21 protein-coding genes and 1 pseudogene are annotated in these 23,502 nt (G+C 59.7%); 8 read left to right on the forward strand and 14 right to left on the reverse strand.

Annotated elements, in window-relative coordinates; all coding sequences use genetic code 11:
• Positions 1 to 205: 205 nt before the first annotated feature.
• Positions 206 to 499 (forward strand): DUF718 domain-containing protein, encoded by a 294-nt coding sequence (locus ACNJYA_RS04255; protein ID WP_157283331.1) that lies wholly within the window; start codon positions 206 to 208, stop codon positions 497 to 499.
• Positions 500 to 653: 154 nt separating this feature from the next.
• Here the strand turns inward: ACNJYA_RS04255 and ACNJYA_RS04260 are convergent, their stop codons facing one another.
• Positions 654 to 1,256: a PAS domain-containing protein gene (locus ACNJYA_RS04260; RefSeq protein WP_439365524.1), complete on the reverse strand. Its 603-nt coding sequence runs from the start codon at positions 1,254 to 1,256 to the stop codon at positions 654 to 656.
• Positions 1,257 to 1,470: 214 nt separating this feature from the next.
• On the opposite strand from ACNJYA_RS04260, the gene ACNJYA_RS04265 reads away from it, so the two are divergent.
• On the forward strand, positions 1,471 to 1,710 hold the full coding sequence (locus tag ACNJYA_RS04265; protein WP_172786744.1) for a hypothetical protein: 240 nt from the start codon (positions 1,471 to 1,473) through the stop codon (positions 1,708 to 1,710).
• 58 nt (positions 1,711 to 1,768) lie between these two features.
• Here the strand turns inward: ACNJYA_RS04265 and ACNJYA_RS04270 are convergent, their stop codons facing one another.
• From ACNJYA_RS04270 to ACNJYA_RS04290, 5 genes are all read right to left on the reverse strand, one after another.
• A complete protein-coding gene (locus ACNJYA_RS04270) occupies positions 1,769 to 2,035 on the reverse strand; it encodes a hypothetical protein (protein WP_439402086.1) in 267 nt (88 codons plus the stop codon).
• 108 nt (positions 2,036 to 2,143) lie between these two features.
• The gene (locus tag ACNJYA_RS04275; RefSeq protein WP_271505482.1) at positions 2,144 to 2,365 is read right to left on the reverse strand and encodes a hypothetical protein; all 222 of its coding nucleotides are present in this window, start codon (positions 2,363 to 2,365) and stop codon (positions 2,144 to 2,146) included.
• A gap of 231 nt (positions 2,366 to 2,596) precedes the next feature.
• Positions 2,597 to 3,640: a transglycosylase gene (locus ACNJYA_RS04280; protein ID WP_439365525.1), complete on the reverse strand. Its 1,044-nt coding sequence runs from the start codon at positions 3,638 to 3,640 to the stop codon at positions 2,597 to 2,599.
• 295 nt (positions 3,641 to 3,935) lie between these two features.
• Entirely contained in the window at positions 3,936 to 5,960 is a 2,025-nt protein-coding gene (locus ACNJYA_RS04285; protein WP_439365526.1) for a GAF domain-containing protein, read from the reverse strand.
• A gap of 225 nt (positions 5,961 to 6,185) precedes the next feature.
• On the reverse strand, positions 6,186 to 6,572 hold the full coding sequence (locus ACNJYA_RS04290) for a nuclear transport factor 2 family protein (protein WP_036035076.1): 387 nt from the start codon (positions 6,570 to 6,572) through the stop codon (positions 6,186 to 6,188).
• An 864-nt stretch (positions 6,573 to 7,436) separates the two neighbouring features.
• Between ACNJYA_RS04290 and ACNJYA_RS04295 the strand changes: the two genes are divergently transcribed.
• Positions 7,437 to 8,570, forward strand: coding sequence for a helix-turn-helix transcriptional regulator (locus ACNJYA_RS04295; protein ID WP_172786748.1), 1,134 nt, complete (start codon positions 7,437 to 7,439; stop codon positions 8,568 to 8,570).
• A 387-nt stretch (positions 8,571 to 8,957) separates the two neighbouring features.
• Complete coding sequence (locus ACNJYA_RS04300) at positions 8,958 to 12,437, forward strand: beta strand repeat-containing protein (RefSeq protein WP_439402087.1); 3,480 nt, start codon at positions 8,958 to 8,960, stop codon at positions 12,435 to 12,437.
• Positions 12,438 to 12,596: 159 nt separating this feature from the next.
• On the opposite strand, the pseudogene ACNJYA_RS04305 reads toward ACNJYA_RS04300, so the two are convergent.
• A pseudogene (locus ACNJYA_RS04305) lies at positions 12,597 to 12,692 on the reverse strand (DUF599 domain-containing protein); the annotation flags it as partial.
• Between the two features lie 659 nt (positions 12,693 to 13,351).
• Here ACNJYA_RS04305 and ACNJYA_RS04310 point away from each other — a divergent pair.
• On the forward strand, positions 13,352 to 13,615 hold the full coding sequence (locus tag ACNJYA_RS04310) for a hypothetical protein (RefSeq protein ID WP_439402088.1): 264 nt from the start codon (positions 13,352 to 13,354) through the stop codon (positions 13,613 to 13,615).
• A gap of 808 nt (positions 13,616 to 14,423) precedes the next feature.
• Positions 14,424 to 14,945 carry a DUF4188 domain-containing protein gene (locus tag ACNJYA_RS04315; RefSeq protein WP_439402089.1) on the forward strand — a complete coding sequence of 174 codons (522 nt, stop codon included), beginning with the start codon at positions 14,424 to 14,426 and terminating at the stop codon, positions 14,943 to 14,945.
• A 666-nt stretch (positions 14,946 to 15,611) separates the two neighbouring features.
• Here ACNJYA_RS04315 and ACNJYA_RS04320 read toward each other — a convergent pair.
• From ACNJYA_RS04320 to ACNJYA_RS04340, 5 genes are all read right to left on the reverse strand, one after another.
• The gene (locus ACNJYA_RS04320) at positions 15,612 to 16,997 is read right to left on the reverse strand and encodes a TAXI family TRAP transporter solute-binding subunit (RefSeq protein ID WP_212259559.1); all 1,386 of its coding nucleotides are present in this window, start codon (positions 16,995 to 16,997) and stop codon (positions 15,612 to 15,614) included.
• Between the two features lie 177 nt (positions 16,998 to 17,174).
• Entirely contained in the window at positions 17,175 to 17,693 is a 519-nt protein-coding gene (locus ACNJYA_RS04325; RefSeq protein WP_246571939.1) for a hypothetical protein, read from the reverse strand.
• Positions 17,694 to 17,968: 275 nt separating this feature from the next.
• Positions 17,969 to 18,484, reverse strand: coding sequence for a Spy/CpxP family protein refolding chaperone (locus ACNJYA_RS04330; protein WP_172785213.1), 516 nt, complete (start codon positions 18,482 to 18,484; stop codon positions 17,969 to 17,971).
• A 269-nt stretch (positions 18,485 to 18,753) separates the two neighbouring features.
• Positions 18,754 to 19,509: an outer membrane protein gene (locus ACNJYA_RS04335; RefSeq protein WP_212259558.1), complete on the reverse strand. Its 756-nt coding sequence runs from the start codon at positions 19,507 to 19,509 to the stop codon at positions 18,754 to 18,756.
• Between the two features lie 165 nt (positions 19,510 to 19,674).
• Positions 19,675 to 19,944: a hypothetical protein gene (locus ACNJYA_RS04340; RefSeq protein WP_172785211.1), complete on the reverse strand. Its 270-nt coding sequence runs from the start codon at positions 19,942 to 19,944 to the stop codon at positions 19,675 to 19,677.
• A 289-nt stretch (positions 19,945 to 20,233) separates the two neighbouring features.
• Between ACNJYA_RS04340 and ACNJYA_RS04345 the strand changes: the two genes are divergently transcribed.
• On the forward strand, positions 20,234 to 20,572 hold the full coding sequence (locus ACNJYA_RS04345) for a hypothetical protein (protein ID WP_439402090.1): 339 nt from the start codon (positions 20,234 to 20,236) through the stop codon (positions 20,570 to 20,572).
• 42 nt (positions 20,573 to 20,614) lie between these two features.
• Here the strand turns inward: ACNJYA_RS04345 and ACNJYA_RS04350 are convergent, their stop codons facing one another.
• Entirely contained in the window at positions 20,615 to 21,100 is a 486-nt protein-coding gene (locus tag ACNJYA_RS04350) for a hypothetical protein (RefSeq protein WP_439402091.1), read from the reverse strand.
• 379 nt (positions 21,101 to 21,479) lie between these two features.
• Between ACNJYA_RS04350 and ACNJYA_RS04355 the strand changes: the two genes are divergently transcribed.
• Complete coding sequence (locus ACNJYA_RS04355) at positions 21,480 to 21,737, forward strand: hypothetical protein (protein ID WP_246571937.1); 258 nt, start codon at positions 21,480 to 21,482, stop codon at positions 21,735 to 21,737.
• An 830-nt stretch (positions 21,738 to 22,567) separates the two neighbouring features.
• Here ACNJYA_RS04355 and ACNJYA_RS04360 read toward each other — a convergent pair.
• Positions 22,568 to 23,425 (reverse strand): HD domain-containing protein, encoded by an 858-nt coding sequence (locus ACNJYA_RS04360; RefSeq protein ID WP_172785208.1) that lies wholly within the window; start codon positions 23,423 to 23,425, stop codon positions 22,568 to 22,570.
• Between the last annotated feature and the right edge of the window lie 77 nt (positions 23,426 to 23,502).

Genomic DNA, 23,502 nt, shown 5'->3' on the forward strand with positions numbered 1-23,502 from the left:
TCAGATCGTGCTTCGCTCGAGCGGCCAGGGCCGCGGCGGGAAGCCATCCCATCTCGTCGCGCACTAAGCCGTTGATTTTGCTGCATCCGGCTACTGTGCATGGGGTTGTTTTCGACTTTTTGTAACGGGGGTGCAAAAGTATCTGTCCGAACCCGATCTGGTCCGGCGCTCGCATTTTCATCCATTCATTTTTCGGAGACGCATCATGCAGGTTTACAATGTGGTCAAGTTCAAGGTGAAGCCCGGCGAGGAAGGCGCCTTCCTCGATGCGCACCGGGACGGCAAGGCCAAATGGCCGGGGCTGGAGCACGGCGTCATCATCAGGACCGGTGATCAGACCTTCTGCCTCATCGGCACGTGGTCCAGCCAGGATGCGCTGGTGGCGGCACGCTCCGCGATGATCAAGACCCTCGACAGCTTCAGGTCCGTGCTCGAGGACCAGGGCAATGGACGCGGTGTGACGGACGCGGTGTCGGGCGAGGTCGTGCTCGCGCTGTAGCCGGCGAGCAGCCCCGCGACTTCATCACCCGCAAACCCTTGGTCGTGAACCGCTGCGTCTTGCCGCCGGGGCGAATCGGACGCCTGGTGCCGCCTTGCCGGTGCCGGGCGGCTGGTGCGCAGGGACCAACTGGTGGGGCTGCGAGCCGGGGGGTTTAGCTTCTCGCTTTCATGCCTGCGCGGCATGCCAGAATGCTCTCGTGAGTCTGCCTCACCAGCTCTCGCGCTTCCCAAATCGCCTCGTCGGCCTGTTGCAAGACATCCTCTGACGAGCGGGATGACGAAGGCAGCGGCAATTTCTTTCTGCGCAAGACGGAAGCGGTCGCGTCGGCAACATGATGAACCAGCGCGACTGTTGATCCCTTGTCATCGAGGACTGACCAATTCTTCGGGTACCAATAACGTACCTGCCATGGTCGTCCATCGGGTTGGATGTCATAGCGCTGCAGAGACATAACGTGTCCCCGCCCTGTGTGCAGCACGGTCTCGAACGACGCGCTCAGATTGCGAACGCCATCCGCCCCCGCACAAAGTGGGTTGTCCGGAAACGCCTCGAACATGTCCAGACCTGCCAGCGTCTCCCGCGAGCGCGAGACCTCGCGGAGGTAGCTCTCGTTGGCGTCGACTATTCTCAAGTCCGGCGCAAGGACCAATATCGGAAGAGGCGAATGCTCGAACAGCCGCCGCCACACGTTCTGTGCTTCGGCCATCACAGCAGCGGGCGACCGGAAGTTCGGTTGGCGAGTGGCGATCGTCATGTCTCGACCCGTTATTCAGCGCGTCTTGCCGCTTGGCTCGGTGCGGGCAACCTTGTTTTGTCGAAAATAGGCGTTCGCAAGCCTTTTGGGAACATGGAACCGATTGCGACGCTTCCCCCGGCCTGGCGCGGGCGACCTCTCTTCTAGGGGGAAATGGTCGCTTCGGGAACTTCGGCCGTTCGATTTCACTTTCCTAACAGATTGGGAGAATGGCATGTCCTTGGACCGCAACGCTGAGGTTCAGCATCTTGCAGAGGCTGATCGTCACGTCGCCGTCGCAGAACGGTCCATCGGACATCAGCTGATCGAGATAGAGCGGCTACGCGAAGGTGGTCACAACACGGAATTGGCGGAGCAAATGCTGGAAACTTTCCGCCGTACTCTCCAAGAGATGCAGGAGTACAGGAAGCACATCATCAGGACCATTGAGGGTATCGACGCTGGAGAGCTCTAGGTTCTGCAGGTAATCCCAGGAACACGCGCCGGGAACCTATTCGGAGCCAAGCGGCGTTTCAGGTGTTCCCGAGCCAGTGCGATGAGGTTCGACCGCTCGGATCGCGACGCTTGCAACTTTCCAGTTGCCTGCCAGCGAAGGAGGCCACCAATTGAGGCGGCCTGCCTTGCTTCCTGGACAGCTCGTCCGCAATCCGGCGCTGGTGGATACAATGAAGCTGCTCGTCTAGCTTCCTTGCCTTTTCCATCGCTGCGTACAGCTCATCGACGAGCCGTTCGCTCGCTGCAATCGCCGTGTCCGCCCGCTGAAGAAGTTCGTCCTGCATCGGACTATAACGCCGCACGACCTTGGCTTGTTCTGCAGAACAGTCCGCGCGAAAGCCAAGAAACGAAACTTAGGGCCGTGCCAAAGTTCTGCGGCGGTCAGCCCGCGATTATCGCCGCGCGGCGTGAAGGAAACGGTCAGCGGGCGCGCCGACGCCATCCATTTGATGACGCTCCCGTTCACGCAATTCATCGACGAGACGTTCGAGGTAGGACGGCAGTGGCGAGGCTTCGTGAAGTAAATGCTGTTGCAACCTGTCGCCCACCTCGTCGCAGATCGACCGGGCCGTCTTACGGTCGATGTGGTCCGATATTCGATTGGCTGGTTCCATATCGAGACCTTTCGATTAGGCCCCACGATTAACTTAAGTTAGGGGAATGAAAAATGTTTCGCGTAATGTCCGAAGCAGCCGATGGTTCCATCAATCGGAACAGTTGGCATCGCCGAGGCGGCGCAGCCTCATAGGCACTCCAAAGCGACCCGCCTTCGCAATGTGCGCGGCAGACTTGTTGCCACCGTCAGCGCTGGGGTCTGCAACCCGTCAAGTTAGTGAAGCTTCAAATTATTGGCTTGCCGCCGCCGCAGCAGTCGCCACGTATTTCGTGTAGAATTCGGCGACCCGGCCGCGCCACATGCCGACGAACGCCTCTGACGTCACGTTGTCGACCGATTTCCAGGTGCGCTTGAAGGCCGGGAGTGCATTGCCCCAGATCGCGCGTTTACACCACCTCTCACCCTTCTCCTTGCCTTCGCTGCTGGCGCACATGGATTTCCAGGCGAGGCGAGCGGGCTTGCTGATGTGCTCGGCGGCGCCTTCCCAGCCCTGCTGATGGATCAGGTAGAGATCGCTCATGTCCGGCTTGCGGCGCGTGATCCACTCGAATTGGACGCCTTCGGCAATGATTTTGTAGGCGGCCGCAACGGCGTTATCCCGCGGACTGCGGATCTGCCCGAAGCCGAACTTGCCGAACTCATAATGGCTCAGCTGAAACAGCCCGATATACGACCCGGTGCGTTGATTGGGGTTGAAACCGGATTCGATCTTGGCAACCGCCATCATGAAATTGAAATCGAGACCAAACGCGTCGGCAGCGCGCTTGATCTCCTCAGTCGGCGTTCCGACCGGAATGTCCTTGAACGCACGCAAGACGATCTCCGCCGGTTTCTCGGCGGGCGGCAGTTCGGACCAGACGTAGTAGACCAGATAACGAAAATCTGGCGTCGACGCCGCTTTCGGAGCATCGTTGGACGCATCGCGTTCTGGCGGCAGCGTTTGGACGACATCCTGTCCCAACGACGCCAATTTCGGCGCGACGGGTTCGTCGACGATCTCGGCTTCGGTGCGTGGCGGCCCGGAATCTGCTGACGTCACCGCGCCCAGCTCTGCGCTTTCGGCCCGAAGCGCTGCCGCGAGTCTGGCGGATGCCTCAGCGTACACCGCAGGCGTCACCATGTTCGCGGGAGCCGCCATGCGCGCAGCCGGTGTGCTCGCTGCCGCTTCCGGCATGACATCCGGCAAAGTCGCGGCCGGCCTGTTACCGGCGGCCAGATAGAGTCCTGCGGATGCGACAACAGCCACGATGCAGCTGGTCTGCCAGACCTTCATTGCCCGAAGTCCACCGATGGCTTCTGTACGAAGGCTGTTGGCATGGTCCTGCGGCCTGTGGGTGAGTACTCTTGGTAGAATCTTAAGGTTTAAATGTGGTGAACGAGGGCAGGCTTTCGCCTCGCAACTCGATCTGTCCCCCTTTGGTTCACCAGCGGCCGCTGGCGGGAGAGGCTCGTGGGGTCGGCTAGGGGTCAAGCGTGTCGTTTCCGGCGGGCCTCAAGCATTTCCGGTCTGGCTTCAAGTGCGGACGTTCCGGCCGAGACCGCGGTCGTCGCCTTCGGGCCAAAAGAGGTCATCGCGGCAGCGCGATGATGAACTCGGTAAACACACCCAGCTCGCTTTGGACATCGATGGTTCCGCCGTGTTGTTTGACAATGATGTCATGGGTCATCGACAGACCGAGCCCCGTGCCTTCACCAGCTGGCTTGGTAGTAAAGAAGGGATTGAACATTTTTTTCTTCACCTCGATCGGAATCCCGGTGCCGTTGTCGCGGATGCGAATTTCGACCTTATCGTCAAGGTTGTTCGTGGTCGCACTCAGCACAGGCTCAAAGGTCTCGTCTCCCGCCTCGGACTTGCGCCTGGTCGCGGCATAGAAGCCGTTGGAGATCACGTTGAGCAGCGCGCGCGTGATCTCCTGCGGATATACCTCGATTTCGCCTGCGTCGGGATCGAGGTTCTGCGTGAGCGTGATGTTGAAGTCGGACTTCTCTGCGCGCGCGCCATGGTAGGCGAGATTGAGACTCTCCTGGACCAGGGCGTTGATGTCGACGAGGCGACGCTCGCCCGGTCCCTCGCGTGAGTGCAGCAGCATGTTCTTGACGATGGAATCGGCCCGCTTGCCGTGCTGCACGACCTTTTCGAGGTTGCTCTTCAAAAGCGCCGTCAGCTCGTCGACTTCGGTGCGGATCTTGTCGACGAGTTCGGCGGGCTTGAGGGCCTCGTTCAACTCCTCGGTCAACGCCGCTGAAAGGGCTGCGAAATTATTGACGAAGTTGAGCGGGTTCTTGATCTCGTGCGCAATGCCCGCGGTGAGCTGGCCGAGCGAGGCAAGCTTTTCGGTCTGCACCAGGCGGTCCTGTGCGGTGCGGAGGTCGTCGAGGGATTGCGAGAGATCGTCGGTTCGCTGCCGCAGCTCCTTGAGCAGTCGTGTGTTTTCGATGGCGATCACCGCTTGTGCCGCAAAATGTTCCAGCAACTCGACCTGCTTGTCGCTGAACTCTTGCACTTCCTTGCGGTAGACAGCAAAGCCACCGACAAGCTCGCTCTCCTTCAGCATCGGCACAATCAGAACGGTGCGGGCTGCGGCGACCTTGTAGATCAAATCGTCGGGATGCTCTGTGGCGATATCGGCAATGTGAACCAGCGCCTTGGTCTCGACGAGGCGCCCCAGCGAAGGCGCCCCATCAAACGGCGCGATGAAGTGTGGCGGCGTTTCCTGGTCGGGCGCGTACAATTGCGGCACGTTTTTCGCCGCCATTCGCGCCACCCGCCGCAACCTGTCGCCTTCGTATAGGAGCAGCGTCCCAAAACTGGCACGGCAGATGCGCACGGCATTTTCCAGCATGGCTTCGAACACCGGCCCAAGTCCGCCAGGCGAACTGGATATGACTTGTAGCACTTCCGACGTCGCGGTTTGCCGCTCCAGCGCTTCCCTCGCTTCATTGAACAATCGCGCGTTCTCGATCGCAATCACCGCCTGGTCGGCGAAGGTCTGTAGCAATTGCACGTGATGGTCGGCGAATGAACCGGTCTCGACTCGCGTCACGGTGATCGAGCCGATAGGCACCCCATTGCTCATCAACGGCGTGAACAACATGCTGCGAAAGCCGCGCAATCGCGCCAAATCCCTGGCCAGCATGTTTGGCGAGGATTCGGTATCGACAATCTGCATTGGTTTGCCATTACGCAGCAACTCGAAGGGCGCCGCAGACGTTGTGAGATGCCGCGGGAACGAAGCTCCCAATGCTTCGTCAGCGACCGGATTTGTCGGCGTGAACGCCTCTAGGTGTTGCATGCCGTCGATATATCGAAACACTGCCGTAGAGAAACCGCCAATAAGCCTGTTGGCGCTGATCGCAATCGCCTCGAATACCGGCTGTACATCGTCGGGCGAACTTGCGATGACCTTCAATACTTGGGCCGTCGCCGCCTGCTGCTCGCGGGCCTCCTTCAGGTCTTTGCTCAGACCGGCGACCGAACGACGATTCGCTCGGCTGGCCGCTGGCGCAATGCGGCGCTTGCTCTTGGTGGTCTTGCTGCCCTTGCGGGTCTTCGCCTGGCTCGTCTTGCTGCCCGTTCTTGATGGCCGCGCCATATCCGTCCCCAAAGGGTCAAGAAGGGTATCTTATCGGTCCAAACCATCATTCAGGAAGGGCCGGGATAGCCTGAATCGCATGTCACCGGGCCGGGCTGATGTCCGAGAAGGGTCATGAGCGCCGTTTTGACCAGCGGTCGAGCGCTTCCGTTTTACCTCCGACCCCGGACAACTCGCGGCTACGCCCTAATGGAGGCGATGGGCCACATTCGGACATGTGCGTCGTTAGGCTGACGAAGGTCCTTCAACAATCTTCCAATACGAGTCCTTGCGGATCACCTCGTCCGCGCGAAAAGTGTAAAAGTCACATCCTCGGACCTCGATCTTTTTTCCTTCGCCTGTCGTGCCCGTCAGCGTCCATTTTGAAATGCCCGTGTTTGCCATCGTATCCACAAAATGCTCGGCGTCGCCGTAGTGAACATCCGGTAAGCCTTCAAAGCGCGTCGCGAGCCCGTCTCGTACGTTGCGTTTGCCCTCGAAGCGGGAGCCCCAAGGCTTGCTTCCCCTCGGCATCTCCAAGACACAATCGTCGGCAAAGAACTCCATGATGGAATCCAAGTCGTGCGCGTTGAACGCTTCACACAGCGCCGTCAATTTCGATCGAATGTCCATCCTTCCCTCCATCGAGTTCTCGGAAGGGATACAATAACACAAGGGCACACAGGTGAGTTGAAGGGCCGATTAGACGTCTGGTCGATGTCGCCTTCGGGTCGAAAGCGCCGTTTTGACCAGCGGTCGGGCGCATCCGGTTTATCCCCGACTTCGGACAACTCGCCGCTACTTGGAAGCGGTGGGCCAGGAGGAGACATCCTGTGAGAAGTGGGTGGCGCCAAGGCATTCAGCGGAAGCGCTCGCAGATGCCCTGAAAGGAACTGGAGGGCAGGTGTCGGGACGGTTGAGCAGCGCGCCGTTTTTCAGCCGGTGCTGTTTGCAGCCTTGTGATCATCTCGATCTCGCAGTTGATCGCAGGATCGTACACGCTCGAAGCCATGCATCGGTCTTCCGTTCATGGTCGCTGGCATATGGATCGGCTCTAGGCTGTACGGAACAATCAACGATGAGATGTTCCGAAAGACTGTATTGGCATTGGGGGATTCCATTAGCATCGCATTAGCCCGCCTCCTACTTCTCGCCATGTCAGCCAAGAGCGCGCTGGAAGCCTGCCAGCCCTACAAGATGCTGCCGGCGGAGAATTATGAGGAATGGAAGGTGCTCGACCTGTCGTTCCCCCCGCGGGAGCGGGTCGTAGAGCTGCTGTCCGCGCTAGCTTTCGGGAGAAAAAGCGGGAGTTGTTCTCCCTGCCTGCCGTGCGTCAAATAACGTCCATTGATGTTGAGTAGGGCTTCGCGCACAAAGGACGTCTGCCCGAGAAAGGTCACCGTTTCTCACAGTATTAATGCGGGGTTGTTGTTCCGCGGATAGTTTGATGCAGTTTTGAACAGGCTAGCAGCCAACACGACCGGACGCGAGGCAGGCATGCGTACCTCGTGGGACCTAACCGCAATACATGCAGCGATCACCCAGGCGGCGCTCGACCCGTCCTGCTGGACGCCGGCAATGGATAAAATTGCGGCGGCTGCCGGCGCTGTCGGCGCGGCGCTGATTCCGATCAAAACAAGCGACAGGCCCCTCGGCCTTACCTTCACGGCCGGCGTCGCCGAATTGATGGACCGGTACATCAAGGAAGGCTGGTACGAGCACGACGAGCGGAGTCGAGGCATTCCCAAACTGCTCTGCACCGGGATCATGGTGGATCAGGATCATACCTCGCCGGAGGAAATGCGTCGCTCACCATTCTACAACGACCTTCTCGGCAGATGTGGTTTTCGATGGTTCGCCGGCGTGGCGTTAGATGCGGGTGAGGACAATTGGTGTCTTGCAATTCAGCGCAGTCCCAAACAGGGGCCGTTTAGCCCAGCTGAGCAACGACGGCTTGTCGCTCTTCGCGCCCCCTTGACCAGCGCCGCCACTGTAGCACGCGAACTGGGGTTCGTGCGGGCGCTCGCGATCTCCGACGCTTTCGACATGATGGAAACGGCCGCGTTGCTGATCAACCAATACGGACGCGTCGTCAGGACGAACAAGGTGGCCGACAGCAAACTCGGCGATCACCTGCGTATCGTCGACGGGCACCTGATCACAGATGATCGGAATGCCGCGAGCGCGCTCAAGCGGCTGATCGAGCGCGCGCTGGAAAACGCCGACGCGGGCGCGACCATCATGCCGCCCGTTGCCATTGCGCGGCCCGGCCGCCGGCCGATGGCGGTCTACGCGGTGCCAACGAGCGGCGGCGTGGTCCGCGACGTGTTGGCCGTCGTGCGTGCAATTGTGGTTATCCGAGATCTGGAAGAATGCTCCATGCCGCCCGAAGCGCATCTAAGGAACTTGTTCGGCCTGACTTCTGCCGAAGCCAAACTTGCGACGCGCGTGGCATCGGGCGAACACCTCGAGCACGTTGCCGATGAAATCGGTGTTGCCTACCAAACGGCACGCAATCAGATGCAGGCGATCTTCGCGAAAACGGACACGCACCGGCAGGCGGAAATCGTGGCGCTGTTCGCGCGCTTACACTGCGCTGGCCCTCACGCCATGGACGGCGGAGAGGCTTAGCTTCAAAGGACTGCGCACAGAATTTTTCCCGCTTTGATTTGCTTCAAACGGAGGCGTTGCGCAGAACGTGTGGGCTGCTGAGGAAATTTTGCAACGCATAGTACATTTGCATCATGACTGCGGGAGAGAGCACAGTTACCAACGCAGGCAATATTGCCACCTGCTGCCCGTAAATCGGCGACGTGCCGAACTCACCGTTTCTTGTAAGCGGCAGCGCTAGTGCCATCGGCAGGCCCTTTCACTTCCGCCTTACGGGCGGCTCCATATTCGTTCCGGTCGCAGACCTCAATGGGGCGACAAATTGGATCTTGGACGCGCGGCATTGATCGCTTCGCGCAGTCTCACACGGAGAAGGCGAGACCCACAGCTTTATTGGCTGAAACCGCGGTGCTGGCCTTCATCGAATGCGCAATGCCCTGCATTGCCAAACCAAAGGAGGCGAAGATGCCAACCGAATTCCAGCAGACGACCTACGCGACCGGATCTGGACCCTATTCCGTTGCAAGTGGAGACTTGAATGGGGACGGCAACCTGGACATCGTCACCGCAAATGCCAACAATAACACCCTGTCGGTGCTGCTCAACAATGGCAGCGGCAGCTTCCTGACACAGACGACGTATGGAACGGGACCTGGACCTATCTCCGTTGCGATCGGCGACCTGAATGGTGACAGCAAGCTGGACCTTGCTGTTGCGAATGGTAATTCGTTTAGCACGGACAGTATCCTGCTCGGCAATGGCGACGGTACCTTCCAACCCCAGACAAGTGTCGAGGTCGGGGAATCTCACCAGGTGGTCATTGGCGACTTGAACGGGGACGGGAATCTGGATCTCGTCAACGCCAACAGCAACTCCGGTACGGTTTCGATATCGCTCGGCAACGGCAACGGGACATTTCAATCCCGGACCACTGAAGCGGTAGCGTCTGCTCCCGGGCCTATTTCGGTTGCGATCGGCGACGTGAATGGTGACGGCAAGCTGGACCTCGCCACCGCAGACTACAGTGTGAATACGGCGTCGGTGCTACTCGGCAACGGCGACGGCACTTTCCAAGCGGCAGCCAGCTATGCGGCGGGAAGCCAGCCTGGTCTAGTACAAGTCGCCGACCTGAATGGGGACGGTCGACAGGATATCGTGGTCGCAAGTCAAACCTCCAATGACCTCTCGGTGCTGCTCGGCAATGGCGACGGCACCTTCCTGCCGCAGACCAACTATGATGTCGGAGCCGGTCAAGGTTTCGTTCAGGTCGGCGATGTGAGTGGGGACGGCAAGCCGGATATCGTCGCGGTCGCAAATGGAGTGGCGGTGCTGCCCGGCAATGGTGACGGCACCTTCCAGCCGGTGACCACCTTTGCGGCGGGCTCTGGAACTTCCTCCGATGTGCTCGGCGATGTGAACGGCGACGGCAAGCTTGACATCATCGCTTCAAATTTCGGCGACAATACCGTATCTGTGCTGCTGAACACGACCAACAACGATCCGCCCGTCGTGACGGTGACCGCCACCACCAGCACCGCGACCGAAGGTAATGACGTGGTGTTCACGTTCCATCGCACCGGGAGTCTCAGCAGCTCGATGCAGTTGGACTTCGGCTACAATGGTTCGGCCACCAACGAGGTCGACTTTACGTGGGCCGGCAACAATGGTCTTCCGCCCCGATTTGAGGCCGGCTCGGACACCTACGAGCACCGCCTCACGACTTTCAGCGACGGGATGACCGAGGGATCCGAGTCCCTCGGGGTCTATCTTGTCAGCAACTACGGCTACACGGTTGGTGATCCCGGTACCGCAACAGCAACCCTCTACGACGAGGACACGACGGCGGATGAACCACCAACAGCGTCTGTGACGATCAACGACGGTGACGGCTTCATCAGCGATGCAGAGAAGGCGGCAGTTGGTTTCACGATTGTGGGTGTTGATCCTGATGCGGTTGCGATGGTGAGGTTCTCGGATGGCAATCCTCTCCACGATGTTGTTCGTGGACCTGGCGGCGATGGCTCTAGCGCGGTTGATCTGTCCGGACTGACTGACGGCCCAATCACGGCGTCGATCTCTGTGACGGACACGGCTGGCAATACGGCTGCTGGCACCGGCGACACCTCCACGAAGGACACGACGGCGGATGCATCGCCAACAGCGTCTGTGACGATCAACGACGGTGACGGCTTCATCAGCGATGCAGAGAAGGCGGCAGTTGGTTTCACGATTGTGGGTGTTGATCCTGATGCGGTTGCGATGGTGAGGTTCTCGGATGGCAATCCTCTCCACGATGTTGTTCGTGGACCTGGCGGCGATGGCTCTAGCGCGGTTGATCTGTCCGGGCTGACTGACGGCCCAATCATGGCGTCGATCTCTGTGACCGACACGGCTGGTAATACGGCTGCTGGCACCGGCGACACCTCCACGAAGGACACGACGGCGGATGCATCGCCAACAGCGTCTGTGACGATCAACGACGGCGACGGCTTCATCAACGCTGGCGAGAGGTCGGCAGTTGGTTTCACGATTGTGGGCGTTGATCCTGATGCGGTTGCGATGGTGAGGTTCTCGGATGGCAATCCTCTCCACGATGTTGTTCGTGGACCTGGCGGCGATGGCTCTAGCGCGGTTGATCTGTCCGGGCTGACTGACGGCCCAATCACGGCGTCGATCTCTGTGACCGACACGGCTGGCAATACGGCTGCTGGCACCGGCGACACCTCCACGAAGGACACGACGGCCCCGGGAACGCCGACTCTGGCCCTGACGAACGATTCCGGCAGCTTGAACAGCGACAAGGTCACCAGGGATCCTTCCATCACCTATACGGCCTCGGCCGCGGGCGACACGCTGTTGTACAAGGCCGACGGTGCGACGAGCTTCTCGACAATCGCGCCGGTGTTTTTGACCAACGGCACGGCCGATGGTCCACACACCGTCTTTGTCCAAGAGCAGGACAGTGCGGGCAACGTCAGTGCGGCTGCGAGCCTGACGTTCAGGCTTGACACCATCGCGCCGGTTGCGCCTTCGCTCAAGCTGCACACGGACAGCGGCAGCTCGAGCACCGACAAGATCACCAACTCGGGCCTCGTCGACGTAACTGGCCTCGAGACAGGAGCGAATTGGCAATACAGCACCGACAACGGCGCGCACTGGCTCAACGGCACCGGCACGAGCCTGACGCTCACGGGTGATGGCCTCAAGAGCGTGATCGTCCACCAAACCGACGTGGCGGGTAACACGTCGAGCAATTCAACGGCGTTCGCCTTCACGCTCGACACGGCCCCGCCCGTGACCGCCATCGGCGATATATTGGTCACGACTTCAAAGGGAACAAACGCGACAATCAGCGGCACGTCGGAAGCAGGGAGCACGATAACGCTCTTTAAGGACGGCACTTCCGTAAGTAGTACCACCCCCATCAAAGTGGACGGCAACGGACATTGGAATTTCACGATTTCAAAATTGTCGGATGTGGTTCATACGTTTTTGGCACGCGCAGTGGACGTGGCGGGTAATCAGGGCGGATTGAGCTCAGTCGCAGTGCTCGGCAGCTCGAGCGGCGACAAGATCACGGGCGCGGGTGCTGCTGATCTCATCGAGGGCCTCGGCGGCGCAGATCAGCTCACGGGAGGAGCTGGAACGGCGGACACGTTCGTTTTTCACGCCGGCTTCGGAAAGGATACGATCACCAGCTTCGATCTCACGAAGGACGTTTTGGCATTCGATCATAACTTGTTTGCGAATGTCGACGCGATTCTGAAAGCAACCGCGGACGTAAAGGGCAATGCCGTGATCACTTACGATAGTGCCGATACGATAACTCTTGTCGGTATCACGAAGTCTGATCTAGTGAACCACGCGAGCGACTTTTACATCCTTTGATGTCGGCTTCGTGCGCGTTGAGCAAGCAGGATGCGCTCTACCGCTGTTTGACCCCGGCACAAAGGCGTGTCGGGGCCATTCAGGATCCACAGGCCGCGGATGCACGCCGCCACTATATTGTCCTCCGGCCCGAGTGCTCTTGCCGACAGGGGAGGTGCCTTCCGGTACCATCTCCGCCCACGCGCTCGACGCAAATTGCCGCCGCCACGTTACGATGACCACCGCTGCGGTCGTGACGAACAGCACCCAGGGGGCTCACGAAGGGCGCGGTCCAACGACAAACTGTCGACCTTTCGTCGTTTCCCGATTTGGTCGTGGTGTATCTCGGCATGCGCGTCAATGCGTGGACCGGGATAAGAACCTTGTTCGGCTTGGGTCCGCAGATTCAGGACGCAGTCGACAACAGGCCTGAAGGGCTTCTCCTGCATGAGAATTTCATCATGTCCTTGTTTCCATTGAGCCCGTTGCGAAATCCATCATGCTTGGCATAAGCGGGGAATTGATGGGATTCGCTGGCGCTCTACCCATCCTCCGAGCTAGCACGGCCCATAAAGCGGAGCTTACGAAACCGCGCGTGAGCCACCAAACGCTTCCCCAAAAGCGACGAGATGAATTGCGAACTCGACAGCCTCGCGACCGCGCGCTGGTTCCGCAATCGCAAAATTCTCAGACTGCTCTTTTCGTCCCGTTAACCTACTTGCAGCCGGTTGAGGAACGGACCCACAAATCATCGCTTCCTCTTGGACAAGAATCTTGTTGCAGAGCGTCCCTTTGCGGGCGCCGGGAATTCATGGAGGCGTGTATGCGAATGAAGCTTTTCTATGCAGCCACGGTCTGCGTTGCGTTGTCCGCAGCAGCACCACTCGCGCAAGCCCAGGTGGGCGCGGGTGTTGGCGCCGGTGTTGGAGGTGTCGGTGCAGGTGCTGGTGCTGGTGCGGGAGTGGGTAGCGGTGGCGTCGGCGCCGGTGTTGGTGCCGGAGTTGGGGGCGTTGGCGCGGGTGCCGGCGCCGGAGTGGGCGATGGTGGCGTGGGTGCCGGCGTTGGCGCCGGAGCTGGCGGAATTGGCGCTACGGGGGGCGTGGGTGTCGGCGGAGGCGCGGCAGGAGCTGGCGCAGGTGCGAGTGTTGCAGGAGTTGGTGGGGCAGGCGCGGGAGTTGGTGTCGGTTCTAGCAGCGTAGGTACTGGGGGCCTCGGCACCGGCGGGCTTGGCACTGTTGGCATTGGTCCTGGTGCCGCGGGAGCCGTGGGCATTTCAAATAGTGGCGTTGCCAATGGAAACAACAGCTCTGGATTGGCAGGCCTCAATCCTGCCAACGTCGGCACAGCCTTCGCGACATTGGAGGTCGCAGAGCAGCAGCGGGTGTTGCGTCGCTGTGCAGCTGTCCTGAAACAGCCGGATCACTACGACCGAGAAACACGGGCCGTTTGCCGTGTGATAGCCGCCAAGTGAAGTAGAGATCGCCTTTGTCTGATTAGAGTCGACGGATAGACAAATAGAAAGAAGGCTCGGCAAGGGAACGCCGAGCCTTATCTTTAGGCCGAGCGATCTGTCTCACTGCAAGCTGACCTTCGCTCCCAACTCCTTTGGAGAACAAGACCCAGTCTCCGCGAGCACGCAAAAGCGTGGTGATAATAAGTCATGCGTCCGCCGGCTCTCGCGCTCCCGCACGCGCGGGGATTGCTCTGCCGCGAGGAGCGGACCTTCGTCAGACCCCACGTAACTGCGCAGATGGGCGGGAAGCCGACCTTGCTGACATGGCGGAACTCGCTTACCTTGCGTGATGTGATCTGCCCAACATGCGTTCGAACCGGGTGGCCCTTATGCTCCGTCAGCACGAGGTGCCGCCCCTGATCCAAATTCGTCGGCGGTTTGCAAGGTGCACGCGATGGCTTGCAGGAACTCTTCGGGCGCAACACGACCACCGTCGTTATAGGCGGAGCTCGCGGCCATCCATGGCGGACGCAATTATGCGTCAGGAGGTCAGAATGAAGGGCGCAGTCCAACGACAAACTGTCGACCTTTCGTCGTTTCCCGATCTGGTCGTGATCTATCTCGGGATGCGCGTCAACGCGTGGACCGGGATCAGAACCTTGCTCGGCTTGGGTCCGCAGATTCAGGACGCAGTCGACAAGCGACCTGAAGGGCTTCTCCTGCATGAGAATTTCATCATGTCCTTGTTTCCATTGCACCTTGGCATGCGACAATATTGGCGCGACTTTGATGCGCTGGAGGCGTGGTCCCGTTCGATGCCGCACCGCCAATGGTGGCAGGATTTTTTGAAGTCATCGCGCGGCACTGGCTTCTGGCATGAAACTTACTTCATGCGGGGCGGTATGGAGGCCATCTACGATGACCTGCCGGCGCCCATTGGCCTCGCACAGTTCGCGCCGCTGCAGCCCGCCCGCGGGCCAATGTTCTCCGCCCGCCACCGGGCCAGATTATCCGGCCAGTTGCTTCCCTCAGTGATCGAAGAGGCCCAATTTTACGGTGGGGACGGACCCGCGTAGTTTTCGCTCTCGATTCCAGTGATGTCTCGTTTGAGACAAGCGCGTCGGTTTAGTCCGGCCGCGATGGCTTCCGGTCAGATCCGATGGCGGATGACCCGCCAGCCTTGCAAAGGCCTGCGATACCCGCTGCCGGCTTGACCCTAGCCACACCGCGCTCGAGGTGCTCGCTATGTTGGGGTCCGGCGAATCCCGCGGCGACCTTCACTCGTACAGAGCGCAAACGCCACCCTGCCAACGCACACACCTGCGAACCGCTCGGCGGGTTTGACGGATGGTCGTCCTTGCCACACATACACCGTTGACTCGCGTCCTGCCCGGACCACAGGCGGCCGCGATTTGCGTAATCTCATCATTTTCGATCGAAGGGAGCGGTGCAGGCCCCATGGCGTGCGCCGATGTTAGAACCGACAAGGTGAAGGCGAGAACAGCGATCAATCGGATCATTCGATCCTCCCTTGGCACTGGCCCCGCTCGAAAAGCTGGCAGCATGGGTCGCTAGAGGCTTGAGATAGGTCAAAGATCTGGCTCGCAGTGCGCGTGGTTTCAGGGGGACCCCGCTGCTCTGGGGTGACGGCAGGCGCCGCGATACTCGTTCAGCACGGCCCGTTCCATTCAAGACTTGCGTGGACCGGCTGTCGTCGCCCAGACCATTCAGCGTCCCGTGCTCTAACTGTCCTTCGATACTGGCCCGAGCGCTGCCCGCTTCGCATTGTGCGCTTCCCCGGGAGGTCGCGCACCGAGTGCCGCGCGACGATCTTGTATGAGGTTCTCGAGCCGATGTGCGGCAACGTTGAGCGTGGCCGTATCGAGGGTGGATACGTCCGCATCTGCTCTGGCGCGTTGCGCGCTCAGTACCTGGTCGATCTCAGTCTCGATCTCCAACAAATTCGCTTCGTTCTCGGCGTGCCTTATTCGTCTCCCCAATGCATAGAGCAAATCCAGCGCGGGTTCTCTCGGCTTGAGATCGCCGGATCTAAGAAACTGCCATGCCGCCGCAAGGATCGTGGCAAGCGCGCCGAGCGCCATTGGCGCCAGGAAGATGGCGTTGCTCCACTTGTCCAGGAAAGTCAGTTGACTACCGTTGTAGAACTCTGCAGCGCCGGGGTGAACGGGGAGGTAGGCGCCGGCGTCAGTATCGGGCGCCTTGAACTGCGCGAGAACCGGCAGTTCGGCCAAAACGTCTCTGCGAGCGCGTGCAATGGCTTGCGTGAAGTCGGCGATCATATCGTTGTCCAGGCTCTTCTTGCCGACGATGTAGAAAGAAGCCTTCAAAGTGGTCACGTCGTCCTCAGGAACGGGAGGAGATCCGCGTAGTGTTCCCTTTGGGATGTCGAAGCTCTCGTAAGCGCGCTCCTTCTCGGCAATTGCACCGGCATTCTCGATCGGAATCAGGACCGGTGCGCTCTTCGGAGTCTGCGGGAATAGACCTCGCACCAATGATACGTACTTCTCGCTCAGCGGCGCGACGAGAAGGACGGCACGTATTTCCTTTGTGTCGAGGGTGCGGCGAACCTGGTCGAGCGCGACACTTTTGAAAGCAACGTTGGCGCGGTCGAGGTCATATGCCTTTGTCAATACGCTGACGATCTTCTCATTAGTCTCGCCCGCAACCACCCCTATTGTTGTGCGCTTTAGGCCAGCCATGTCCTTGATCGTGGATCCCGGCGGTGCAAACAGCAGCGCAACGGCCTCGGCGAGGACGACGATGGCTTGCGCTTGTGAAAGGTCGCCGACATCACCGCGGACCACAGCAAGGTCCGTCTTGCCGGAGGAAAACGCTTCCGCGGATTCAATTGGGCCGGTCGTCTCCACCACCTTCAGCCGGACCGGCGCGTTGTTGAGGACAAGCCTGCTCGCCAGCGCCGACACGATTTTGGGGGCGTCGCCGTCCAATGACCCAACCGCGATCGACAGCGTCACCGGTTGGACGTACCAGCGATACGCGAACAGGCTTGCGCCCGCGGCCAGCAGTGCTAGCGCCAGGACGACGACGATGCGAAGCCAGATCGGCAGTTTGGCACCGTCAATGCGAATTCTCGACAGATCATCCATAGTACCCGGCTGGCCTTTCGTCCCAACGGCAGGCCTTGCAGACTTCCGAGCACCGCCGATTGGTCAAGGTTAGCTACCCGAACAGCGGGACGACTCTCCACACCCACCGGAGTTGCATTTCTGCCACCAGGAGGCGGCTCTTGAGCCGCCCCCTCCAGCCTCATTCGCGCTCGAGTTTTACTGACAGACATGCATCAGGCCATCAGGGCCTTTGATCATGGTGCCGGGATCGCAGACAATGCCGCCGCGAGCCTTGTAGTCGGCCCATCCGCTAAAGCCATACCAGGGGCCATTCGCCGGGTAGGCCTTTTGGAGATAGTAGGGACTGGTTTCAATCGGACCGCCATAATAGGCGTTGGCCGCCAATGCGCCGCTGCCCACGTATGGCCTGCCATAGTATCCGGTACCACCCCAGTTCCAGGGTTGGGTGGCCGCAACTGCGGCGGCGGTGCCAACCGCTGCAGCGCCTACGCCGGCGCCGACGACGCCCGCCCCGTATCCATATGCAGCCCGCCGGTTTTGTCGGCGTGCAACACCCGCAACGCTCACGGGTGTCAGGGGACGACCGACCCGTGCTTGTGCGCTATCGGTAGAAAGCGAAGCGCCGCCTTGCTCGGACCAACTGAAGGAGAGCAGCATCGCACAAGTGAACGTCGAGGCTGCTAATGCAACGTTTCGTACATTCATCTGCATCATGGACCTTACTCCACCGTTTCCTGCCCCGGCCCGATGATTCAACCTCCTCTTCGAAGCGTGCGTTGCGCTAGATCAACGGTTCCTCCGCTTGTTGTGTCTCAACGAGGCACCAACGCTGACGCACCAGGGGGACTTCCAATCATTGGCTTTTCAAGAGACCCATGACCGTAGACGTTGGCCCGGGGATGTCGGCTTTGGCAAAGCGGACATCGCCCAGGCCTAAAGTCAGTTAGCCGCGCATGTTCAGACCATCACGCGGCAGGTCTGAATCAAATTCAGTCTTCGTCGTCGGCCTGCGCACGACGTCGCTCCACGACATCACTCATGTCGTGAAGTACAAGGACCGCGATAGCCCCCATGCGCTGCCTCTGTTCGGGATTGAGGGTCTTGTAAAGTGGCTGCCACGCCTCGGCGAGCTTATCCAAATCGGCTGATCGTTGCGCCAATGCCTCCGAGCGTCGTTGCAAGAAGGCGATGGGGTCACGATTGCGGATGGTTTCGACGGCATTTTGGTCGGTCCGTCTACCCACTGTTTCCGAAATCTTTGCAACCCGGGCCTTCCGATCCTCCGCCCTGGCACGAATGGCGCTCTCGACAGGCGGCCAGAGCTTTTCCTGGTCAGGTGTCAGCTGCAAGGCGGCCTTGGTCAAATCGATCCGCATATCCATCAGTGTATTTCGGTCTACTGCGTTGAGCCGTTCTGGCGTTGTAGCGGAGGTAGCTTGCGCCCTGGCAATCGACGGTGCGGCAAGAAGGAGTGCAACTGTTCCGATCACTACGATCTTCATCATCGGCGACCTCCTTGGTAAGTGGCCCCCAGGCACCGCGCAAACAATCGTCGGCAGGACGATGCCGCGTTGATTCAAATCAAGAGATCTGGAGAAAGAATTGTGGCGCACAGGTCAGGCGCGAACTCCGACATGTCCGTTCTTGTGCCCCCATTCGGACGCGCGGCCCTCAACCTTTCATCGCAGCACAGCGCGACGCGGCGTTCGTCATACGAACAACAGAAGGCCCCGGGGGGAAACCCCGGGGCCAGCTGCCGGGTACCGCTCGTGGACTAGTAACGTGCTGCGACCGGGGCCGTGTAACCGCCGAAGCGATAGTTGAGCCGTAGGGTGATCATATCGACGTCCTGGCTGACCCCGCTGCCCGTAAGCGTCAAGCCTCCGGGCGTGACCACGCCGGCGAAGGTACCGTTGTCGCGCCCCATCCAAAGATGGTCGTATTCCACGCCGAACGACCAGTTCGGTGCAAAGCCATATTCCCAGCCGACACCAAGGGCACCGCCCCAGCGCGTGTGGCCAGCCGAGGCGAGGCCGACACCGGTGACGTTGTTGAAGATGTCAAAGCGATTGTGAGTGACGGCCGCGCCACCCTTCACGTAGAACAGCGACGCATTCCATGCCCAACCGAGTTGGCCCGTGAAAAGGCCGATGCCATCGGTTTTGCCCGTGGTCGAAATGAGCGGATCGACCAGGCTCACACGCGTTCTCTCAATGTCGGCCCAATCGCCCTGTGCTTCGAGGCCGAAGACGAATTGATTGGTCTGCCAGCGATAGCCGATCTGACCACCGATCAGACCACCGTTGCGATCAGCACAACCGGCCGCCACTGTCCCGGCGAGCGTCACGAAATCCACGCAGCTTTCGGCTCGTCCCCAACCGCCGTTAGCGCCGATGTAGAACCCGCTCCAGTTGTAGATCGTCACGACCGGTGCTGGTGGCGGGGCCTTGACGGCCATGTCGGCAGCCGATGCAGGGGCAGCCAGGCCCATGGATGCCACGCTGACAGCGGCTACCAGGAGTTTCCTCATGAGATTGTCTCCGTATCCCTTGTTGTTGATTGATAACGCTTGTGCACGTAATCGTGCATAAGTACTTCATAACAATCGCGAGTTTAGTCGTGACCGCCTCATGCCCATGTAATAAAATGGCAACACCCAAGCGATATCCGACACGGCGCGTGCGGGTCACAGCGCTCATTCGTTGTCAGGAAGCGGCGCGGATTCGACGGAATCCTCCTGCCCTTCTGAAAGCCACTGGTGAACTTGACTGGACGGGATATGCCGCCGCGGCAGATGCGGATTGATCGTTCCCGTTGATACAATCAGCCCTTCCTCGACCTTTGAGCGCGCAAAGATCTTGGCTTCGTCTTCGGTTGCGAATGTTCTGGTTTGGCGTGGGCTTCGCCTTCTTGCACGCAGGATGCGCGGACGACTCTCAAAAGTGACATACCAGGTTGGCGTCATCTCACGGGAACTCCGAACGCGCAGTCTCGCGAAACTGGCCAACGAGCGCACTTGGTCTGCGGCGTGCTGCCGTGGACGCGTACTTACCGGCGAACGCGCTCACGTGGACTTGCGCCCTCACGCGACTGATTCCGGCCTACGCCAATCCGGTGTGCCCGCTGGCGCTTTGATTTAGGTCAACGGTTATCCCGCACTGAATCGTTCGATTGGAAGTCGGTACTCGAACCGTAAGGATAAGCACAATGATGCGACCAGTCGCCATTGTGGGCTTCGCTGTACAGGAGCGAACATGAAAGCAGTTTCGTTCGGCGCACTCAGTCTTGGATTGCTTGGGCTTTCCGCTGAGGTGCTCGCCGCCCCGTGCTCGTCCTACTACATTTCGGAAGTCACGGTTGTATCCGCGGTCGACACCGAGGCCGGGCGTGTGCAGACTTTTGTTGGATTTGGAGCATCAAGGGAGGAGGCCGAGAAGAACGCCCTGGGATCCTGCTCGCACATTCAGCTCGACCTCCAGACATGCATCGATTCGGATCGCCTCCTCGCTCGTAATGCACCTTCGGATGAGCCTCTCGGTTCGCTTCACATGAAGTACGCGAAGGCGGTGAAGCGCATCACGGGCTGCGATTAGTTCGATCGCAAATCGGTCCCAGAGTAGAGACGTCGCGCAGGGTCATGGCGATTTCCCTTTCTGCCCTGCGACGACCGTGATCAGTCGCATGACATCATCGACACTTTCCCGCACGCCCTGAAGCTTTCCACTCGCGAAACCAAGTTCGGCATTTGCGCCCGGAATTCGATCTTCAAACCTGACGGTCGTTACTTGTGACACGTTGATGTGGATGAGCTTGCCGTTCGGTTCAGTCAGTTTGATCCAGGACATTTCGCCGCGATGTAATGTCATGATCAACTGCATGACCTCGTCGACATTCTCCCGGACGCCTTGAGATTTCCCGCTTGCGAGACCTAGTTCGGCGTTAGCACCTGAAATATGCGTGTCAGATCGGACGAAGGTCACCAGCGCAATGTTGATGTGAACCGGCTTTCCACTAGGCTCGGTCAGTTCGAGAGAACCTAGCGGTTTCGACCGCTGCGCCCGGGCCGAGTGCGACCATGCTGTCGCGCCGCAGATCAAGCCAAGAAAATCCCGTCGCAGCATCCCGCGCCCCCAGGATCAGAATGCAACAATGTAGCCTGCCACGCCCAGCGACAGGAAGACGTCGGAGTCGGAAGGCCTCGCGATTTTCGATAAATCCCCACCTTCCCCGCGGGCCATTTCCAGCATCCGGCATTGTCGCTTGGCCTGCCGAGGAGCAGGACAGCGCCGCGCGGTCGCCGTAGTGGAAGTAGCCTCGGCTGCCCAGTGTGCACCGATGGGACAATATTGGTGTCTCTCCTTTCGCGAGTCGCCGACATCGCAAATCGGCCTCAGGGCTTGACCTGGATCAAAGGCCGCTATGCGTCGGCAGCCTCACAATGTCAGGCGCTGATCGCAGCCGACGGCATGCGATCAAGCCTCGTGAGATCAGGAGGCTCCGATGCTGCAGTTTCCCTCTCTTACAAAACTTGCATTCGCGGGTCTCGCATGCAGCGCGTTGCTGGGAATTGCGGGCGCAACGTTCAGCAGCAAGCCGGCAGGTGCGGTCGTGTACTGCACGTACGTCGGCTATCCCGCCGGTTGCGTTGCGCGCGCGGGAGTGGTGCTGAGGCCCCGACCGGTGGCTCGCGCTGCGGTCCGTCATAATGTCGGTGGCAATGCAAATGGCGGCGTCAATCGCATTGGGGCTGGTCGCTAAGGCGAAGCAGGATGGTTGAGCGCAACTCGCGCTCAGGCCGAAGATGGCAGGGTCTTACGACGAGCAATCTGCTCCCGGGAGGGCCCGGCCTTTGTCAACGTGTCGCGCATTGAGCCCGAGTAGTTTGAGGGTGCGGAGCGACAGATGCCTTTGTTGGCCTATTTCCGCAACGTCGGCGCCGTGTTGCTCGCGCTGCTGTTGATCGCGGGTTTCTATCTGCCAACCTCGCCCGTCGCCCAAAGAGCGGCAGCTAGTCCGCCTGTCATACACATCCACTCGGAGCGGAAATTACCCGCGCTCGTCGTCTTCGATACAACACAGGCGAGTCTTGCGGCGCCGACACCTGCGCCATGGGACACGAACCCTCCGGCGCCGCCTGGCACTGTACCGGCCGGTCCTAATAATGATGCCAGAGTGCGCGACGCATTTGCGCGGCTGCCTCTGCCCGGGTCGCATCGCGCAGCATCGCTTGAACAGCGGAAGCGACAACCGAGCAGGAAATATGCTGGAAGGCGGCATGCGGAGCCGCCGATCCTTCTGGCGGCGCGGCAAGGACCGGCTGCTTGGTTTGGCTTTAGATATTGGTGACGATCTGTCGCCGAGTCCGGTCCGCTTTGGGTCAAACGTGAAGAACTCAGGTTGAGCTAATCTGGTCCGCTCTGGTTCAATGAGCGGACTAACGACCGCCGAGGTGCAACTTCGCCGATGGGCCAGGAGCAAACGCGCCGAACACCGGGACCCGACTGGAGCCACCGTCTAAGTCAGCTATTGTTGGTTCTGAGCGTCGGAGAATTGATCGGGATCCACTCGAAATCACGCTATTGGAACGCCTACAGTTCCGGACCAGAAAGTCCGACCTCTCGCTCAGCGCGCAGGACATTCCCATAGAGACTGCCGATCCATTGTCTTCCGCTCGAGGTTACATTCAAATAGCGGACGGCAGTTTGGATGTGCGGTGCGACCTTGGTCCAGTAGAATTGAGGATATTTGTACACCACGTCCGCGGGCGTGGTGTATCCGAGCGATTTGTTGAGTCCTATCTCCTCGAACTCGTAGAACAGCGCATTTGATTTCTTCATGTAGTTCGGATCGCCGAGTTGACCGATCAGGTCGGCGGCGCGAAGCAACAAACCCTCCTCTTCGTCAAGATCATCCTTGAGTTCATTCGCTGATGCGTCTGCATAAGGAAAACGAGTGTATTCGATGGCTCGAGCAACGCGAGCGGCGTCAATTTCGTCAACTGCGTCAAGACGCTCCACGGTGAATAATTTTGAGCGGTCGACATGATAGGGCGCAAGCGCTGCATCGGAGGAGCCGACTGGTAATTCAACCGTTCGGCCAGTACCATCAACCACATAGGCACCGTCCTGGTCTCCGTGAACTATTCCCCGAACGTAGCCGATGTCGTGTAGCAGGCACGCCAGGATGAAGTGAGCATAGTCGCTAGCCGTCGTTGGCCTAAGAAGGGAGCGCCCGATCAGGATGTCGTGTCCCACCAGCGTGACCAACAAGGTGTGTTCGACGTTGTGGTAGAGTGCATCGCTGTTACCAATACATTCCAGGGCCAGCTTTGCTGCATAGGGGAGCAATTCCGGCAAGCTGGCGTGGGACGAGCCGAAGCGACCACTTGTCTCCGAGATCAGGAACGCACCGAGCGCCTGAGACGTCAGTTCTGGGATTGTTATCATGAGCAATCTCTCACTTTGGTGCCGAACCTTCAGAAGGCCTTCTGCAGGTTCGGGAGGGAGAGGACGACCGAAGTAGT

The organism is Bradyrhizobium sp. BLXBL-01, from assembly GCF_051853025.1.
GTDB lineage: Bacteria > Pseudomonadota > Alphaproteobacteria > Rhizobiales > Xanthobacteraceae > Bradyrhizobium.

Excerpts from the sequence above, each read along its gene's own strand:
- ACNJYA_RS04325 (WP_246571939.1), bottom strand. The coding sequence starts at position 17,693 with ATGATGCAGATGAATGTACGAAACGTTGCATTAGCAGCCTCGACGTTC.
- ACNJYA_RS04330 (WP_172785213.1), bottom strand. The coding sequence starts at position 18,484 with ATGATGAAGATCGTAGTGATCGGAACAGTTGCACTCCTTCTTGCCGCA.
- ACNJYA_RS04280 (WP_439365525.1), bottom strand. The coding sequence starts at position 3,640 with ATGAAGGTCTGGCAGACCAGCTGCATCGTGGCTGTTGTCGCATCCGCA.
- ACNJYA_RS04285 (WP_439365526.1), bottom strand. The coding sequence starts at position 5,960 with ATGGCGCGGCCATCAAGAACGGGCAGCAAGACGAGCCAGGCGAAGACC.
- ACNJYA_RS04290 (WP_036035076.1), bottom strand. The coding sequence starts at position 6,572 with ATGGACATTCGATCGAAATTGACGGCGCTGTGTGAAGCGTTCAACGCG.
- ACNJYA_RS04260 (WP_439365524.1), bottom strand. The coding sequence starts at position 1,256 with ATGACGATCGCCACTCGCCAACCGAACTTCCGGTCGCCCGCTGCTGTG.
- ACNJYA_RS04315 (WP_439402089.1), top strand. The coding sequence starts at position 14,424 with ATGAAGGGCGCAGTCCAACGACAAACTGTCGACCTTTCGTCGTTTCCC.
- ACNJYA_RS04295 (WP_172786748.1), top strand. The coding sequence starts at position 7,437 with ATGCGTACCTCGTGGGACCTAACCGCAATACATGCAGCGATCACCCAG.
- ACNJYA_RS04320 (WP_212259559.1), bottom strand. The coding sequence starts at position 16,997 with ATGGATGATCTGTCGAGAATTCGCATTGACGGTGCCAAACTGCCGATC.
- ACNJYA_RS04350 (WP_439402091.1), bottom strand. The coding sequence starts at position 21,100 with ATGCTGCGACGGGATTTTCTTGGCTTGATCTGCGGCGCGACAGCATGG.
- ACNJYA_RS04275 (WP_271505482.1), bottom strand. The coding sequence starts at position 2,365 with ATGGAACCAGCCAATCGAATATCGGACCACATCGACCGTAAGACGGCC.
- ACNJYA_RS04255 (WP_157283331.1), top strand. The coding sequence starts at position 206 with ATGCAGGTTTACAATGTGGTCAAGTTCAAGGTGAAGCCCGGCGAGGAA.
- ACNJYA_RS04355 (WP_246571937.1), top strand. The coding sequence starts at position 21,480 with ATGCTGCAGTTTCCCTCTCTTACAAAACTTGCATTCGCGGGTCTCGCA.
- ACNJYA_RS04360 (WP_172785208.1), bottom strand. The coding sequence starts at position 23,425 with ATGATAACAATCCCAGAACTGACGTCTCAGGCGCTCGGTGCGTTCCTG.
- ACNJYA_RS04270 (WP_439402086.1), bottom strand. The coding sequence starts at position 2,035 with ATGCAGGACGAACTTCTTCAGCGGGCGGACACGGCGATTGCAGCGAGC.
- ACNJYA_RS04265 (WP_172786744.1), top strand. The coding sequence starts at position 1,471 with ATGTCCTTGGACCGCAACGCTGAGGTTCAGCATCTTGCAGAGGCTGAT.
- ACNJYA_RS04345 (WP_439402090.1), top strand. The coding sequence starts at position 20,234 with ATGAAAGCAGTTTCGTTCGGCGCACTCAGTCTTGGATTGCTTGGGCTT.
- ACNJYA_RS04335 (WP_212259558.1), bottom strand. The coding sequence starts at position 19,509 with ATGAGGAAACTCCTGGTAGCCGCTGTCAGCGTGGCATCCATGGGCCTG.
- ACNJYA_RS04340 (WP_172785211.1), bottom strand. The coding sequence starts at position 19,944 with ATGACGCCAACCTGGTATGTCACTTTTGAGAGTCGTCCGCGCATCCTG.